The organism is Bacillus sp. JAS24-2 (genome assembly GCF_008274905.1).
Lineage (GTDB): Bacteria > Bacillota > Bacilli > Bacillales > Bacillaceae_G > Bacillus_A > Bacillus_A cereus.
In genome coordinates this window covers 2,090,810-2,107,159 of record NZ_CP031068.1, presented here as the reverse complement: position 1 = coordinate 2,107,159, position 16,350 = coordinate 2,090,810, and the positions used below count along the sequence as shown (strand labels likewise).

Here is a 16,350-nt window from a genome sequence, read left to right as displayed (position 1 = left end):
CCTTTTAATTTACTGATTTTAGTGAAACGAGTTGATAGTTTATTGTAGTTTTTCCGTTCTCCCACTCTAGCTTCAATATCGTTGCACTTCCAATTCTTTCTTCATTTGATTTATATAAAGGCAATATTTCTTGAACTGTAAATAAGTGATAACCATCCAATATTAATTGAAATATATTTTCTTCAATATGTAATCTTACTTCTTTTTCATTTGAAATAATTTTTGTGTGCATCTCAAATTTCATGATAGATACAACCCCTTTTTATAATCTCTACATTTTAATAGTATAGTGGCTATGCAAGATTGACAAGTACATACACAGCAAAGTACACACTTTTCTATTGTTATATGTTTTATGTATTTTATATAAAATACGGTATGTGAAATTTTATATTTTCCCCAAAATAAAAATGTCTATTATGACATCTTTATTTTTGTATAAAGTCTTTCATTACATAATATAAAACGGTAATTAAGACGATTGCGACGAAAAATGAGACCACTGCGACAATGTAGCCATCTTTATTTAATAAAATACAGAATGAAATAGATATTATAAAAATCGGAAATACGAGACGTACTTTATCCTTCACTTCTTCTGTCGTATCTGTATGATGAAAATACTGCGTTATTCCTATCATTAAAAAAGATAAAATAATAACCGACAATAGTAAAGGTCCTGGCATTCCGATTTCTCCTTTCTCTATTTCTAATTCAGTGTAAAATTTTTTATTACAATTGTACGATTTATTTTTTCTTCAAACACACTTTTAGAATTGATAATGAACATTTCACACCTATATAATAGCGCTTTTATCATTATAACTTCAAATAATTACACTTACAGTAATGTTGTAATATTCCCCCTCAGTCTCTGAAATCCTGCAAAGATAACTCGTCAAAATATGCAGTGACCAAATTAATATTTACCGTCAACTTTTGACAAAATTTATAAAGGACATTTCAGTACATATCAAGAATTAAGAATAAGAAGATATGTAAGGGAGGATGCATTATGACTGAACAAGTTTTATTTTCTGTTAGTGAAAACGGCGTTGCGACAATTACTTTAAACCGTCCAAAAGCACTTAATTCTTTATCTTATGACATGTTACAACCTATCGGACAAAAACTTAAAGAGTGGGAACACGATGAGCGTATTGCACTTATCGTGTTAAAAGGAGCTGGCACAAAAGGTTTTTGTGCAGGCGGCGACATTAAAACTCTTTATGAAGCGCGTTCCAATGAAGTGGCATTGCAACATGCAGAACGTTTTTTTGAAGAAGAGTATGAAATTGATACATATATTTATCAATATACAAAACCGATTATTGCTTGTTTAGATGGAATTGTAATGGGCGGTGGTGTCGGTCTTACAAATGGTGCGAAGTATCGCATTGTAACTGAGCGTACGAAATGGGCAATGCCAGAGATGAATATTGGCTTCTTCCCAGACGTCGGAGCTGCATATTTCTTAAATAAAGCGCCTGGATATACAGGACGATTCGTTGCTTTAACAGCATCTATTTTAAAAGCTTCTGACGTATTATTTATTAATGCTGCTGATTACTTTATGACATCTGATTCATTACCAGAGTTTCTTACTGAACTTGAAAGTGTAAATTGGCATAAAGAAGATGATGTACATACTAATTTAAAAGAAGTTATTCGTACATTTGCAACTGCTCCAAACTTAGAAAGCGAGCTCGCTCCTTCATTAGAAGTAATCAATTCACATTTTGCTTTCGATACAATTGAAGAAATCATCCATTCATTGGAGAAAGATGAAAGTTCCTTTGCTCTAAAAACGAAAGAAACACTGTTATCAAAATCCCCTATTTCACTAAAAGTAACATTAAAACAGTTTATTGATGGAAAAGATAAATCCGTTGAAGAATGTTTCGCTACGGACCTTATACTTGCTAAAAATTTCATGAGACATGAAGATTTCTTCGAAGGAGTACGCTCCGTTGTCGTTGATAAAGATCAAAATCCGAATTATAAATATAAACAGTTAAGTGACGTTTCAGAAGAAGATGTGAATCGTTTCTTTAACTTACTTAATGCATAAAATGAAATTGTCATGAGGGGGTGTTTCGTTCATCCCCTACCTAACTTCTTTGCTTCAGCTAAATCTTGTGCGGTGAAAATCTTACTACCCGCAAATAGCGGGATAAAATCGAAGCTATATAGTAGTGTAATTACAGCTACTATATAGCCTTTTTTATTTAATTATTTTTAACAAAATTTAATTTTATTAAATCCATTTTTGTGCCACACTGATTTTAATCAAATATTCTAAAAATAAAAAGGAGGGGCGGCTATGATAGAAAATTATCTTCTTTTCATCATTATGTCTATTTGCCTTATCATTTTACCTGGTCCAGATACAGCAATGGCTACGAAAAATACATTGGTTGCTGGTAAAGTCGGTGGAGTGAAAACAGTGTTTGGTACATGTATTGCACTATTAATTCATACTTTAGCTGCTGTAATTGGTCTTTCTGCACTTATTGTAAAGTCAGCTCTTTTATTTTCTATTTTCAAGTACGTTGGGGCTCTATATTTAATTTATATTGGTATTAAAGCCCTTTTAGCAGTAAGAAATAAAGAAGGCATTGATACGAACGATATATCTTTAAATAATGAAGATGAACACACCTCTTGCTTTCGACAAGGGTTTCTTACGAATTTATTAAACCCTAAAGTTGCAGTATTCTTTTTAACGTTTTTACCGCAATTTTTAAATCCAAATCATAATACGTTTATCCAACTACTCGTAATGGGCCTTACTTACCTCGTTTTAACAGCCATTTGGTTCGCTTTTTATATATTTTTAATTGATAAAATTAGTGCTTTTATGAAAAAACCGAAGACGCAGCGTTATATTCAAGGGTTAACGGGAGTCGTCTTAATTGGTTTTGGTATTAAACTTGCTTTTGAAAAAAGTAATTAACAAGATGAAAACCACCACTATTAATAGTGGTGGTTTTCATTTAATAACTAATTTGGCTGTTTATTTTATATTAAAACCAGCGCTCAGTTACAACTTTTTTACGTGTATAGAATTGAACGCCATCTGTGCCATTTGTACCTAAATCACCAAAGAATGACGCTTTATTTCCTGCAAATGCGAAGAATGCCATTGGTGCTGGAACATTTACGTTTACACCGATCATACCAGCATCGATATTATCACGGAACGTTTGTGCATGTTTACCGTTTGACGTATAAATAACTGCACCATTTGCAAATTTAGATTGATTTGTTAGTTTAATACCTTCTTCTAAATCTTTAACTCGTACAATGCTTAATACTGGAGCAAAAATCTCATCTTGCCAAATTTTCATTTCTTGATTCACGCCATCAAAGATTGTCGCACCTACAAAGTAACCTTCTCCAACTTCTTCATTAATTTTACGGCCATCTACTAATAAAGTTGCCCCATCTGCTACACCGCTATTAATGTAGCCTAAAACGCGCTCTTTATGAGATTCACGGATTAATGGTCCAACATAGTTCTCTTCGTTAAAGCCATCGCCTACTTTTAATTTTTTCGTTTCTGCTACTAATACATCAATGAATTCATCAGCAATTTCATCCACTACTGCTACTACTGAGCATGCCATGCAGCGCTCTCCACTACTTGCAAATGCAGATCCAATTACACCTTGTACTGTTTTCTCAAGATTGCAATCTGGCATTACAATCGCATGGTTTTTCGCACCTGCTAACGCTTGTACACGTTTTCCGTGTTTCGTACCTGTTTCATATACGTAACGAGCTACCGGCTCAGAGCCAACGAACGAAACAGCCTGAATATCTTTATTTTCTAAAATGCTATTTACAACATCTTTTCCGCCTTGTACTAAATTTAATACGCCTTTTGGGAAACCTGCTTCATAGAATAATTCTACAAGTCGCTCCGCTAAAAGTGGCGTTCTTTCAGATGTTTTTAATACGAATGTATTACCGCAAGCAATTGCAAGTGGGAACATCCATAACGGAATCATCATCGGGAAGTTAAATGGCGTAATACCAGCAACAACTCCGATTGGGTAGCGCCAAATCGATCCATCAATTCCGCTAGCGATATTCGGAAGTGCTTGACCCATCATTAAATTTGGCGTAGATGTTGCAAGTTCTACCGCTTCAATACCACGTTGCACTTCACCTGTTGCATCCGTTAGCGTCTTACCATTTTCTAGCGTAATGATTTTTGCAAGCTCATCTTTATTTTCTTGTAATAGCTGTAAATATTTATATAAATTTCTTGAACGATTTGGAACTGGTACTTTAGACCATGTTTCGAATGCTGCTTTTGCCGCTTCAACAGCTTTTTCAACATCTTCTTTTGGAGATAGTGGAACGTAAGCGATAATTTTTCCAGTCGCTGGATTTGGAACTGCTTCTACTTCCGTACCTGTCGATTCAACCCACTCACCGTTAATGTGATTTTTTACTCGTTTAATTTCAGTTGTAATCATTGTATTCTCTCCTTTGTATAATTTATTTTTGATTAGAAATTAATTGCTCGCTAACTTTCTTATATAAAGCAGCCATATCGTTTTCACCATATCCAGCTTGACTCGCTTCGTCATATACGTTTAATAACATTTCGCTTACCGGTAAATGGAGTTCGCTTTCCTTAGCTAAGTCAACTGCAAATCCTAAATCTTTCTTCAATAAGTTCACAGTAAATCCTGGCTCGTAGTTTTCAGGTGCTATAAAACTTTTATAATTACGTTCATAAATTCTACTTTGACCGTAACTTACATTTAAAATATCAAACATTTTATCTAAATCCATATTGTTCTTTTTCGCTAATGTTAAAGCTTCACTCACACCAGCTGTATAAAAACCAATTAATAAGTTATTAATTAACTTAACAGTTGTACCACTATCAATCTGCTCACTAACGTGGAAAATGTTCGCGCCTAGTACGCCCATGATAGATTCCGTTTTCTCATATACTTCTTTTGATCCACCAACCATAAACGTTAATGTTCGGTTTTCGGCTCCGATTACACCACCGCTCACAGGTGCTGCTAAAAAGTCTACTTTCTTTTCCTTTGCAGCTTCCTCTAATTGTTTGTTTAACTGCGGCGATACCGTACTTGTATCAATGAAAACTATATTCGAGTGACCATTTTCAAATAATCCTTCTGCTCCAAAATATACCGCTTCAACAGCGCGAGGTGAAGGTAAACTTGTAAAAACTACATCACATGTTTCTGCTAGTTTTGAGATTGATAGACCGATAATTCCGCCTTCTTTTTCAAAGGACGCTTCCGCCTCTTTATTTAAGTCCACGCCATATACTGTGTAACCTGATTTAACTAGATTTTTTGACATTGGAAGACCCATGTTACCTAAACCGATAAAACCAATCTTTTTCATATCGCTTTCCTCCTATTTACACAATATATTTCCCACGATTTATAATAGCTTTCGCAATTTCTCTCTTCTTCGTAAATACGTTCGTGTATAAAGGTACTAATAATTGACGGATTTCAGCTAAAATCACATTTCTATCTTGTTCTTCTGTGACAGCTGCTGAAAGTACAGAAATCGCCGCTTCTTCTACTTTACGGTATCCTTCTTCACAAATAACATCCGTTATGAGTTGCTTCGTACGTTCTTTTTCCTCTCCATTTTTACGTACTGCTTTTCTCGTACGTAAAAACGCTGATTCCATGATGTACACGTCCGTCAACATATTTGATATTACACGTGAATATTCTTGTTCTTGGTCAATTTTTAGACCTGGAGTTTTAGAGAGCGTTTTCAAAGATTGTTTCAACAATTTTTTCGCTAATAAAATGTAACGATGGTTTCTTTCTACATTTGCTACATCACTTTCTACTTCAGTGTCTTCTAATTGTTCGATTTGCTTCATTAACATTTTAGCAACTGTTAATCTATTAATTTCGTTCGTTCCTTCAAAAATACGACTAATTCTTGCATCACGATATAATCGTTCTACCTCATACTCTTGCATATAACCGTAACCACCATGAATTTGTACAGCTTCATCTACGATATAAGCAAGTGTTTCAGAAGCATTTACTTTATTCAGTGCACATTCAATTGCAAATTGGGACATTTTCTTCATAAGATCTTCATCGCTCTCATGAATTGCTTCATCGATTACACCTGCTGTACGATAAGCTGCACTTTCGGCTCCATATGTAGCAATAATCATATTTGCAATTTTCTCTTGAATCATCGTAAAGTCTACTAATTCCGTTTGGAACTGTTTTCGCTCTTTTCCATATTGAACCGACAAACCAATTGCTTGTTTTGCTGTTCCAATATTTCCAAAAGCAAGTTTAAGTCTAGCAAAGTTAAGAATATTAAGGGCTACGTGATGCCCTTTCCCAACTTCCCCTAAAACATTTTCAGCAGGGATGACAACATCTTCTAAAATAAGAGTCGCTGTTGAAGAACCTTTAATCCCCATTTTCTTTTCTTCTAATCCAATAGATACACCTTCACATGTTCTTTCGACAATAAACGCTGTCATTCCTTTATTTGTCTTCGCAAAAACAACGTATACATCTGCCATATGAGCATTTGTAATCCATTGCTTCTCACCATTTAACTTCCAAGCTGTTCCCTCTTCATTCAATACGGCGCTTGTTTTTGCACTTAATGCATCCGAACCAGCATTTGGCTCCGTTAAAGCATAAGCCCCAATCCATTCTCCCGATGCGATTTTCGGTAAATATTTTTCTTTTTGCTCTTTCGTTCCATAATATATGTAAGGCAATGTACCGACACCAGCGTGTATATTAAAAGAAACGCTAAACGCACCAGCGTAACCCATTTTCTCTGCTACAAGACCTGAGACAGCCTTTCCTAACTCGAACCCGCCATAATCTTCTGGTACCTCAATGCCTAATAATCCAAGTTCCCCAGCTTTCTCAAATAATTGACGAGAAACTTTATAGTTATGTTGTTCAATATTCTCCATTTGTGGAACAATTTCTTGTTTAACGAATTGTTCTGTCGTTTTTGCGATTAAATCTTCATCACCTGAAAAATCTTCTGGTGTAAAGTAAGTATGATTTATATCTTTATTATGTGAAAAAAATTCATCCCATGGTAACTTCGTTTTCTCCATATGTATCCCCCTATCATTCGGCTTTCATAGCTTTTTGCTTATGCTCGTCTACGATGAGTGGAATATCTTTTTTGAAAATAGAAGGCGATGATTTTTCACATCAAGCATTTTATTTTGCCAAAGATGTATTTTCATCGCCTTCGCTGCTTTATCTATTGATCTTCTGATAATACTGTTTTTGCAATACCAGTATCTAACTCTTCAAAGTCATGATATGAAATTGTTTCGTATAATTCACTTCTCGTTTGCATATTAGAAAGTGCATCTTTTTGAGAACCTGTTTCTTTAATTAAAGCAAACACATTTTCATATGCTTTCGCTGCAACGCGAAGTGAAGTTACAGGATAAATAACCATTTGGAAGCCCATATTCGCAAATTCCTCTGCACTATAATATGGAGTTTTTCCGAATTCAGTCATATTCGCAAGCAAAGGTGCATTTACCTTACTATTAAATAGACGGAATTCTTCCTCTGATTGAAGCGCTTCAGGGAAAATTGCGTCTGCACCTGCTTTTACATATGCATTTGCTCTTTCAATTGCTTCATCTAATCCTTCAACGCCGCGAGCATCAGTACGTGCTACAATGTATAAGCTCGGTGCAACTTCTTTAATCGCTTTAATTTTTTGAACCAATTCTTCTGTAGTAACAAGTTTCTTACCATTTAAATGTCCACATTTTTTTGGTAATTGCTGATCTTCAATTTGGACAGCTGCTACTTTCGCTTCCACCATTTCTACAGCTGTTCTCGCCACATTTAGTACACCACCAAATCCTGTATCAATGTCAACAAGAACAGGTAAGTCTGTAGCTCTTACTAAATCTCTTGCTCTCTCAGCCACTTCAGTAGACGTCACGATACCTAAATCTGGTAAGCCTTTACTTGCAGTATAAGCAGCTCCTGATAAATAAAGAGCTGAAAAACCTGTATTTTTTGCAACAAGAGCTGCCATTGCATCATGAGCACCTGGAATTTGCAAAATTTCATTTGCTTCTACTAAAGCTCGGAATCGATTCGCAAGCTCCTCTTGTGTTGACTGCTTTTTCACAACCCAAGCCATTCTAAATTCCCCCTATTATTAAATTAAGAATAGATCTACAAATTCGTTTACATTCATATTTTCTAGTTTTTCTTCATTTAAACAAACTTCATGAATTTGTTCTTGTTGCTTACTAGAATAATGACCTGCCATATTTGCAGTGAATTTTTGAACAACTTTTGGAATTGCTTCGTCTCTACGGAAGCGGTGACCAAGTGGATATTCACATTCCACATTTTCTGTTACTGTGCCATCTTTAAAGTGAACTTGAACAGCGTTGGCGATTGAGCGCTTGTTCGGGTCAAGGTAATCTAAACTGTACTGTTTGTTTTCAACAACAACCATCTTATTACGTAATTCATCTACACGTGGATCGTTTGCTACTGCATCTTCATAATCGTCTGCAACGATATCTCCTTTTAATAAACCAATTGCCGTAATGTATTGTAAGCAATGATCACGATCAGCTGGGTTATTTAATGGACCTTCTTTATCAATAATACGAATTGCTGATTCATGAGTTGTAATTGTAATACGGTCAATTTCATCTAATCTCTCTTTAATTTCCGGATGCAACTTCACTGCACATTCTGCAGCCGTTTGTGCATGGAATTCTGCTGGATATGACACTTTAAATAATACATTTTCCATTACATATGACTCTAGTGGTCTTGCTAATTTTAATTCTTGTTTATTGAATAATACATCTTGGAATCCCCATCCTGGCGCAGATAATGCTGTTGGATAACCCATTTCACCTTTTAGAGCAGTCATTGCAAGATGAACACCGCGGCTCGTTGCGTCACCTGCAGCCCATGATTTACGTGAGCCCGTATTTGGAGCATGACGATATGTACGAAGACTAGAATTATCAATCCACGCATGTGATAATGCATTAAAGATTTCTTCACGTGTTCCGCCAAGCATTTTCGCAACTACTGCAGTTGTTGCTACTTTTACATATAATACATGGTCAAGACCAACTCTGTTTAAGCTGTTTTCTAAAGCAAGCACGCCTTGAATTTCATGTGCTTTAATCATCATTTCTAATACTTCACGTACTTTTAAAGCTTCTTTTCCTTCTGAAATACGAACACGGCTAATATAATCTGCAACTGCTAAAATTCCGCCTAGGTTATCAGATGGATGTCCCCACTCTGCTGCAAGCCAAGTATCGTTATAGTCTAACCAACGGATCATACATCCGATATTAAATGCACCTTTTACTGGATCTAGTACATAAGACGTACCTGGTACACGTGTACCATTTGGCACGATTGTTCCTGGCACAACTGGTCCTAGTAATTTCGTACATTCTGGATATTGCAGTGCTAAAATTCCACATCCAAGTGTATCAAGTAATACGTAACGGGCTGTACTGAATGCTTCTGCACTAGTAACCTCTTTATTTAATACATAATCGGTAATCTCTTCTAATAATGCATCTTTTTGCTTAATTTCATTTGTTTTAATCATGCTATCCTTCCCTTTCTGTCGAAAATTCGTTATTATTAATGATGGGTGTCGGTCAAACACCCATCTGGCGGGCGGCGCTAACAACTCCCCAGTTGTTCTTATTTACTAAGTACATGTCGCTCGCCAATATAATTTACACGTGGACGGAACAAACGATTATTTGCATGTTGCTCAATAACGTGCGCACATAACCCCACTGTTCTAGAGCTAAAGAAGATTGGTGTGTAAAGTTGAATTGGAATACCTAGCATCCAATATACTGGAGCTGCATAATAATCAAGATTTGGATAAATTCCTTTTTCCTTCTCCATAATCTTTTCTCCAGCTTCACACATTTCATATAGTGTATAATCACCTTTTACATCACATAACTGTTTTAAAGCTTCCTTCATCATAAATGCTCTTGGATCCATCTTCTTCATATAAACACGGTGTCCAAAGCCCATAATTTTTTCTTTGTTATATAGTTTCTTCTGTAATAACTCTTCAAATTTCTCAACATTACCAGCTTCTAAAAGCATGTACATAACCGCTTCATTTGCACCGCCATGTAAACTTCCTTTTAAAGATGCAACTGCACCTGTTAAAGCACCGTATAAATCTGATTGTGTTGATGCAATAACGCGAGCTGTAAATGTAGAGTTTGGCATTTCATGCTCACTATATAAAACAAGGGAACGATCAAAGATCTTTTCCTCAAGTTCAGTTGGTTTTTTACCAGTTAACATATAGAAGAAATTCGCACTATAAGATAATTCTTTAAGAGGTTCAATTGGCTCCTCATTATTTAAAATATGATAGCTATTCGCTACAATGTTTGGCACTTTACTTAACAGCTTGTACCCTCGGCTTTTATTCACTTCTAACGAGCGGTTTTCGATATCATTATCGTAACCAGCTAACGCTGACACACCTGTACGTAATCCATCCATGGGATGCGTCTCTTTAGGCAATGCCTTTAGTACGTTGAACACACCTTCTGGTACTGCATATTCTTCTTTTAATTTCTTTTCAAGTGTTGCTTTTTCATCTTCATTCGGTAGATGTTCCTCCAATAAAAGGTGCACAATGTCTAAATACTCTTTTGTTTTTGAGAGTTCGATTAAGTCATACCCTTGAATTACAATTTCACCTTTTACTGTGTCAAGAAACGAGATTTTCGTCTCCGCTGCCACTATACCATCTAATCCCGGGGAAAATTTCTCTTCAGCTTTCATCATTATTTCCTCCAATCCTAATAGATCTTCGTGCACATAACTGTAAGCCTTTACAATATTGTGAAACTACATTTCTATTTCAATGTATCAGAGTTTTTAGAAGATTTCAATTTATTTTATAATGATAAGTTTCCTACACTTTTCTTACTGTAACAATACAATTTTTTGAAAATAATTCTTATATTTTATAAAGAAAGGATAGACTTCTTTGCGTATTTTCAAAAACAAAATATAAAGATTTTTCATATAACACCGCCAAATATACAATTATTCTAATTTTATTTGAGAAATAGAAAAAACGAGCTGTACATAAATACAGCTCGTTACTATATGATATTTATTTCACTATCTCTTAAATATAATTTTTATATAAAACTTATTCATTTTTAATAAAGTTATTATTTTACATAATTAAATTGAATTTCTTCCATTTCCTCATGATAACTTACAAATAAATCATAGTTTTGAAAATACCAAAGATCATCAGAATCTACAAAAAATATAATACCTTCCTTCTCAACTGACACTATTTCGCCATCGGGTTTCTCAGCAACAACCCCTAAAGAATATCCGGGCTGAATTGAACTATCCCCTCCGTACCTTACAGTAAAACGTACAGATTCACCGTGCTTTATACGTAATTCTTCCTGGAACCATTGCAGAGCTTTACGATCAATTGAAATTCTCATCTTTATTCCTCCAGTTTACGCAAACTCTTTTTTTCCTAATCGTTGTTTTACAAAGAAGACGAAAATAATTAAGGCTATCAATGCTGAAATTGCACTCCCTGAAAATAAAATACGATAACCAAACATTTGTGAAACAACTCCAAGTAAAATAGCACCTAACCCGATTCCTAAATCAAACGCTGTAAAAAATGAAGCATTTGCAACTCCTCTTTTACTCGGATCGACAATTGTAAGCATTGCCGCTTGCAAAGCTGGCTGCGCTGAACCAAATCCAATACCGTATAATGTTGCTGCGATAATTACACCTATCAAACCATTTGAGATAGTTAAAACAACTATAGCTAAAATAGTAATACATAATGCTGGAAGTATGATGAATACTTCTCCATACTTATCTAATAGTTTCCCTGAAATTGGTCTTACAATTGTTAATGCAATTGCATATACAAGAAAGAAAGTTCCCGGGTTTACATGAATTGATGATGCAAATAACGGTAAAAAGGTTGTTATTCCTCCATATGCAAACGATAAAAAGAATACTACAATCGTGATTGTTAATACGGATTTCTCAAATAGCTGAATTTTCCCTTTTTCTTTTTGTGGCGTAAATGGGATCTTCGTTATTAATGATAATACAACTGCCATAAAAGATAACAACGTCGCTAATAAAAATAGACCATCAAATGAATAATTTTGCACAACCCATAATCCAATCATAGGTCCAATCGCCATTGCAATTGTCATCGCCATCCCATACCAACCCATACCTTCACCGCGGCGTGAATCTGGAATAATATCCGTTATTGCTGTTCCAACAGCTGTTGTAGAAACAGCCCATGTTACTCCGTGAATAACACGTAAAACAGCTAAAAGGACAATAGACGATGCTATATTATAGGAGTACATCGTTAAGCCAAAAAAGATGAGTCCGAAAATAATAAAGGATCTTCTACCATATTGATCTAACATTCCTCCAATAATCGGTCGTATTACAACAGCAGCTATTGTAAACATCCCCATCATAAGTCCAACTTGCGATTCATTGCCACCTATCTCTTTAATAAAGAGCGGGAGCGTTGGAACAAGTAAATAAAATCCTGTAAATAAAAATAACATTGCGAAAGTCATTTGAATAAATGATTTCGTCCATAATCGTTCCATAAAAATACCTCCATACACTCGTAAAATATTACGATTAACACCCTCATTGTATATTTTTTTTATCTCTTTTCCCTCCGCAAATAGACGTATCTTTTCATATTAAATAGTCCACCATCAGCTTACATTAGTCTTAAGACTTTGTACGCATGTTTTAAACGAAAGTCCTATATATGTACCTTTATACGTGTGAAAAGAATATACTAATTTATTAACTCAACTTAGGAGTGAATATTTCATGTGGGTATTATTAAGAGTAACTGCCGTAGTTCCTTCGACTCCTGGGATACATGTTCCTGCAGTTCATACAGCTAGCTCCGATGTAGGAATTGAACTTCCCGCAACTTGGCAGCAATATCAAATTCCCGGTCAAGTTACCCCATCATTTTGGCATCATGGTACACACCCCAGTAGTACTCCCATTCATAGCCATAGTTATCCTCCACTACCTCCGACTCAAGTCTTTTATCATTTCCCTTCAATTTTTTTTCAAAATTTTCATGGTACGTTTAACATTTAATAGCTATCACTGTATTACCCCTACATTTTAATAAGGCGAACCTTTAATCCAGTTTCAACATAACAAAGTCGAATTCCTTAAATAAGAAATTCGACTTTTTAATTGTTTTCCAAACTAAAGTAACCGTTAAAGAAAGACATTTATTAAAGATTTGAATATAATTTTTACTTATTTAATACTTTATATGATTCATCATAGTTAGTCCCTTTGCGGGATAACCAACACATACCATCATTTGCAAGTAGACTTTTCTCTCTTTACGTTAATTCACTCTTTTTCTTCTATCTAGCCCTTAACATTACATTTTCTGTAGCAAAATGAAAAAAGCACTTAAGATTGTAATTTTCACAAATCTTAAGTGCTTTTTAATATTTTTTATAAATTTTTCTTATTGTCCATTATTGGCAGGAACCTCTCCTGCATTTCCACCATTATTTGGTTGTACTGTTGCAGGTGGGGTTGGAGTTCCTTGACCTCCATTATTATTCGCTGGAGGTGTCGTTCCTTGACCTCCTCCGTTATTTGCTGGAGGTGTCGTTCCTTGGCCTCCTCCGTTATTCGCTGGAGGTGTCGTTCCTTGGCCTCCTCCGTTATTCGCTGGAGGTGTCGTTCCTTGGCCTCCTCCGTTATTTGCTGGAGGTGTCGTTCCTTGACCATTTCCGTTATTTTGTTCATTTTGTTTCTTTTCTTCTTCTTGTTTCTTTTGCTCTTCTAGTTTCTTTTGTTCTTCTTGCTTCTTAAGTTCCTCTTGTTTCTTTTGTTCTTCTTGTTTTTTCAGTTCTTCTTGTTTCTTTAATTCTTCTTGCTTTTTCTCTTCTTCAGTTTTTTGCTGTTGATCTTGTTTTGGTTGCTCCGTTGTATCCGGTACGCTAGTATTTGGCGATGAATCACGTTTTTCACCTTTTATACGTAGCTCACTACCTTCTTGAATAACACTACTTGGCATTTTAAAGCGTGATTTATCTGTAGCCATTTCGCTCATCATTTCTTTAAAGATCAACTGTGCAATTTTCGTATTTTTACTACTAATATACTCGTCTTTACCATCTTTCATATACCCAGTCCATACTGCCATCGTATATTGCGGTGTATATCCAGCAAACCAACTATCACGAGTTGCACTTTCTGGAATTTTATATTGAGCTAATTGCTTTGATGAATAGTTTGTCGTACCCGTTTTACCAGCTACATCTAAAGAGCCTACATTTGCCGATGTACCAGTACCCGATGTAACTACAGAACGAAGCATATCAGTAATCATGTATGCGGTAGAATCTGTCATAACTTGTTTTGGTTTTTGTCCAAAACTTTGTGACTTACCGTCTGGATAAACGACTTTCTTAACAAAATGCGGTTTCGTATATTTACCTTCATTACCAAATGCCGCATAAGCACCCGCTATTTCAGTTGGCGATACTTCATTTGTACCAATCGCTGTCGATTCCGTCGGTGCTGTATTAAATGTAATACCTAGTTTCTCAGAGAATTCTTTTGATTTACTAATCCCTACTTCTTTTGCAGTTTTAATTGCAGGAATATTACGCGACATTTTTAATGCTTCACGCATCGTAATTGGACCCATATGACTTCTATCTGCATTTCGAACTTCTTGACCCGTTGAATACTTAAATGGAGAGTCATCGATTTGATGATACGTAGCCCATTTTAAATATTCAATTGCAGGAGCATAGTCGAAAATTGGCTTCATCGTTGAACCAGCTGCACGATCTAATTCAATTGCCATATTATGCCCTTTAAATACAGCTTTATTTTCTCCACGGCCACTACCTATAGCACGAACTTCTCCTGTTTTCGTATCCATAAATGTGAATGCACCTTGGAATTTATCGTTTGGATAATCAATGATATTATTATTTAAAATATTATCAGCAAGTTTCTGTGCTTTCGGATCTAACGTTGTATAAATTTCTAAACCGTCAGAACCAATATTAGCATCTGGCAATTCTTTTTCTACTTCTTTCACAACTGCATCCATAAATGCAGGGTATGGCATTGTTTGTAGTTGAGCTGCAGGCTTGAGTCCCTTTTCTACGTCAACTTTTATTGCTTCTTCCATTTCCTGTTTTGTTATATATCCATGTCGATTCATTAAGTTTAGAACAACATTTCTTCTTTCTGTTGCTTTTTGAACATTTTCTTTTTTCGTTGGATCATAGTTATTCGGTGCTTTCGGTAAACCTGCAAGCATCGCAACTTCTGGTAATGTTAAGTCCTTCAATTCTTTACCATAGTAGTTTTGTGCTGCTGTTGCGATACCATATGAACGATTACCTAAGTTAATTTTATTTAAGTACATCTCTAATATTTCATGTTTTGAATACTGTTGCTCTAGCTTATAAGCTAAATATATTTCTTGCGCCTTACGCTTTGGTGTTTTATCCATAGATAAGAAGTAGTTTTTAATAACTTGCTGCGTTATCGTACTTCCACCTTGAGAGCCATAATCTCCTTTAAGACTCACTAAAACAGCACGGGCAGTACCTTTAAAGTCTACTCCGCTATGCTCATAAAAACGTGAATCTTCTGTCGCTAAAAATGCATTTTCTACTAATTTAGGTATTTGATCATACGTAACATTCGTCCTTTTTTCTTTTCCATATTCATATACCAAATCCCCGTTTTTATCATAAATTTTTGAGGATAACGGATTAACAAGTTTTGCTTTTTCCAGTTTTGGTGCGTCCTTAATCATTACGAAAAAGGTAGCAACCCCCGCCACTAAACCTACAATACCAAGTAATAAACAAGTAATTAAAAACTTGCGGAAAAATGATGTTTTACCTTTTGGTTTTTGTGTTTTAGAAGCTGGTTGTTTTTTCTTTTTAACTTGTCGTCGCTCCTCGCGAGAACGATAATTTTCTGACATGTTACTTTCTCCTGCCTTTCAATTCTCCCGTTGATTTAATTAAAAATATTGAGGTCACTTTCGTAAATACGTTTAGGCAAGAAAGTGTACTGACCTGGAGCATTCAATATTTTCCTAATTCACAGATTACAAATTTTAGAATGGCTCTTATACATACTATTTTCACTTCTAATTTTCTAATAATGCTGCCCCTTTTAGCATAATAATGAAAGAAGTGAATTTTTATTACCTCGTATA

The 16,350-nt window shown here is 35.2% G+C and carries 14 protein-coding genes; 3 read left to right on the top strand and 11 right to left on the bottom strand.

Annotation, left to right across the window (positions count from 1 at the left end):
- Nucleotides 1-4 precede the first annotated feature (4 nt).
- A complete protein-coding gene (locus DN407_RS11040; RefSeq protein ID WP_000667346.1) occupies nucleotides 5-244 on the bottom strand; it encodes a DUF2584 family protein in 240 nt (79 codons plus the stop codon).
- Nucleotides 245-428: 184 nt separating this feature from the next.
- Nucleotides 429-686, bottom strand: coding sequence for a hypothetical protein (locus DN407_RS11035; protein WP_149216244.1), 258 nt, complete (start codon nucleotides 684-686; stop codon nucleotides 429-431).
- 329 nt (nucleotides 687-1,015) lie between these two features.
- Here DN407_RS11035 and DN407_RS11030 point away from each other — a divergent pair, with 329 nt between their 5' ends.
- Both DN407_RS11030 and DN407_RS11025 read left to right on the top strand, forming a co-directional pair.
- Nucleotides 1,016-2,071, top strand: a complete 1,056-nt coding sequence (locus tag DN407_RS11030; RefSeq protein ID WP_000139776.1) for an enoyl-CoA hydratase/isomerase family protein — start codon at nucleotides 1,016-1,018, stop codon at nucleotides 2,069-2,071.
- Between the two features lie 252 nt (nucleotides 2,072-2,323).
- Nucleotides 2,324-2,956 (top strand): LysE family translocator, encoded by a 633-nt coding sequence (locus DN407_RS11025; RefSeq protein WP_000572358.1) that lies wholly within the window; start codon nucleotides 2,324-2,326, stop codon nucleotides 2,954-2,956.
- Between the two features lie 70 nt (nucleotides 2,957-3,026).
- On the opposite strand, the gene DN407_RS11020 is transcribed toward DN407_RS11025, so the two are convergent.
- From DN407_RS11020 to DN407_RS10985, 8 genes are all read right to left on the bottom strand, one after another.
- On the bottom strand, nucleotides 3,027-4,487 hold the full coding sequence (locus DN407_RS11020) for a CoA-acylating methylmalonate-semialdehyde dehydrogenase (protein ID WP_000633347.1): 1,461 nt from the start codon (nucleotides 4,485-4,487) through the stop codon (nucleotides 3,027-3,029).
- A 22-nt stretch (nucleotides 4,488-4,509) separates the two neighbouring features.
- Nucleotides 4,510-5,400 carry an NAD(P)-dependent oxidoreductase gene (locus DN407_RS11015; protein ID WP_000719408.1) on the bottom strand — a complete coding sequence of 297 codons (891 nt, stop codon included), beginning with the start codon at nucleotides 5,398-5,400 and terminating at the stop codon, nucleotides 4,510-4,512.
- 16 nt (nucleotides 5,401-5,416) lie between these two features.
- Nucleotides 5,417-7,126, bottom strand: a complete 1,710-nt coding sequence (locus DN407_RS11010) for an acyl-CoA dehydrogenase family protein (protein WP_149216243.1) — start codon at nucleotides 7,124-7,126, stop codon at nucleotides 5,417-5,419.
- Between the two features lie 152 nt (nucleotides 7,127-7,278).
- Complete coding sequence (gene prpB / locus DN407_RS11005; RefSeq protein WP_000312639.1) at nucleotides 7,279-8,187, bottom strand: methylisocitrate lyase; 909 nt, start codon at nucleotides 8,185-8,187, stop codon at nucleotides 7,279-7,281.
- A gap of 18 nt (nucleotides 8,188-8,205) precedes the next feature.
- Nucleotides 8,206-9,642 (bottom strand): 2-methylcitrate dehydratase, encoded by a 1,437-nt coding sequence (prpD, locus tag DN407_RS11000; RefSeq protein ID WP_000598123.1) that lies wholly within the window; start codon nucleotides 9,640-9,642, stop codon nucleotides 8,206-8,208.
- Nucleotides 9,643-9,740: 98 nt separating this feature from the next.
- Complete coding sequence (gene mmgD / locus DN407_RS10995) at nucleotides 9,741-10,862, bottom strand: citrate synthase (RefSeq protein WP_149216242.1); 1,122 nt, start codon at nucleotides 10,860-10,862, stop codon at nucleotides 9,741-9,743.
- A gap of 395 nt (nucleotides 10,863-11,257) precedes the next feature.
- Nucleotides 11,258-11,548 (bottom strand): HesB/YadR/YfhF family protein, encoded by a 291-nt coding sequence (locus DN407_RS10990; RefSeq protein WP_001222842.1) that lies wholly within the window; start codon nucleotides 11,546-11,548, stop codon nucleotides 11,258-11,260.
- 15 nt (nucleotides 11,549-11,563) lie between these two features.
- Nucleotides 11,564-12,709 (bottom strand): MFS transporter, encoded by a 1,146-nt coding sequence (locus DN407_RS10985; RefSeq protein WP_149216241.1) that lies wholly within the window; start codon nucleotides 12,707-12,709, stop codon nucleotides 11,564-11,566.
- 235 nt (nucleotides 12,710-12,944) lie between these two features.
- On the opposite strand from DN407_RS10985, the gene DN407_RS10980 reads away from it, so the two are divergent.
- A complete protein-coding gene (locus tag DN407_RS10980; protein WP_000270088.1) occupies nucleotides 12,945-13,226 on the top strand; it encodes a hypothetical protein in 282 nt (93 codons plus the stop codon).
- 388 nt (nucleotides 13,227-13,614) lie between these two features.
- On the opposite strand, the gene DN407_RS10975 is transcribed toward DN407_RS10980, so the two are convergent.
- The gene (locus DN407_RS10975) at nucleotides 13,615-16,113 is read right to left on the bottom strand and encodes a transglycosylase domain-containing protein (RefSeq protein ID WP_001293942.1); all 2,499 of its coding nucleotides are present in this window, start codon (nucleotides 16,111-16,113) and stop codon (nucleotides 13,615-13,617) included.
- Between the last annotated feature and the right edge of the window lie 237 nt (nucleotides 16,114-16,350).

Coding starts and splice junctions, on each gene's coding strand:
- prpB (WP_000312639.1), bottom strand. CDS start 8,187: ATGGCTTGGGTTGTGAAAAAGCAGTCAACACAAGAGGAGCTTGCGAAT.
- DN407_RS11020 (WP_000633347.1), bottom strand. CDS start 4,487: ATGATTACAACTGAAATTAAACGAGTAAAAAATCACATTAACGGTGAG.
- DN407_RS10975 (WP_001293942.1), bottom strand. CDS start 16,113: ATGTCAGAAAATTATCGTTCTCGCGAGGAGCGACGACAAGTTAAAAAG.
- DN407_RS11025 (WP_000572358.1), top strand. CDS start 2,324: ATGATAGAAAATTATCTTCTTTTCATCATTATGTCTATTTGCCTTATC.
- DN407_RS11035 (WP_149216244.1), bottom strand. CDS start 686: ATGCCAGGACCTTTACTATTGTCGGTTATTATTTTATCTTTTTTAATG.
- DN407_RS11040 (WP_000667346.1), bottom strand. CDS start 244: ATGAAATTTGAGATGCACACAAAAATTATTTCAAATGAAAAAGAAGTA.
- mmgD (WP_149216242.1), bottom strand. CDS start 10,862: ATGATGAAAGCTGAAGAGAAATTTTCCCCGGGATTAGATGGTATAGTG.
- DN407_RS11015 (WP_000719408.1), bottom strand. CDS start 5,400: ATGAAAAAGATTGGTTTTATCGGTTTAGGTAACATGGGTCTTCCAATG.
- prpD (WP_000598123.1), bottom strand. CDS start 9,642: ATGATTAAAACAAATGAAATTAAGCAAAAAGATGCATTATTAGAAGAG.
- DN407_RS10990 (WP_001222842.1), bottom strand. CDS start 11,548: ATGAGAATTTCAATTGATCGTAAAGCTCTGCAATGGTTCCAGGAAGAA.
- DN407_RS10980 (WP_000270088.1), top strand. CDS start 12,945: ATGTGGGTATTATTAAGAGTAACTGCCGTAGTTCCTTCGACTCCTGGG.
- DN407_RS11010 (WP_149216243.1), bottom strand. CDS start 7,126: ATGGAGAAAACGAAGTTACCATGGGATGAATTTTTTTCACATAATAAA.
- DN407_RS10985 (WP_149216241.1), bottom strand. CDS start 12,709: ATGGAACGATTATGGACGAAATCATTTATTCAAATGACTTTCGCAATG.
- DN407_RS11030 (WP_000139776.1), top strand. CDS start 1,016: ATGACTGAACAAGTTTTATTTTCTGTTAGTGAAAACGGCGTTGCGACA.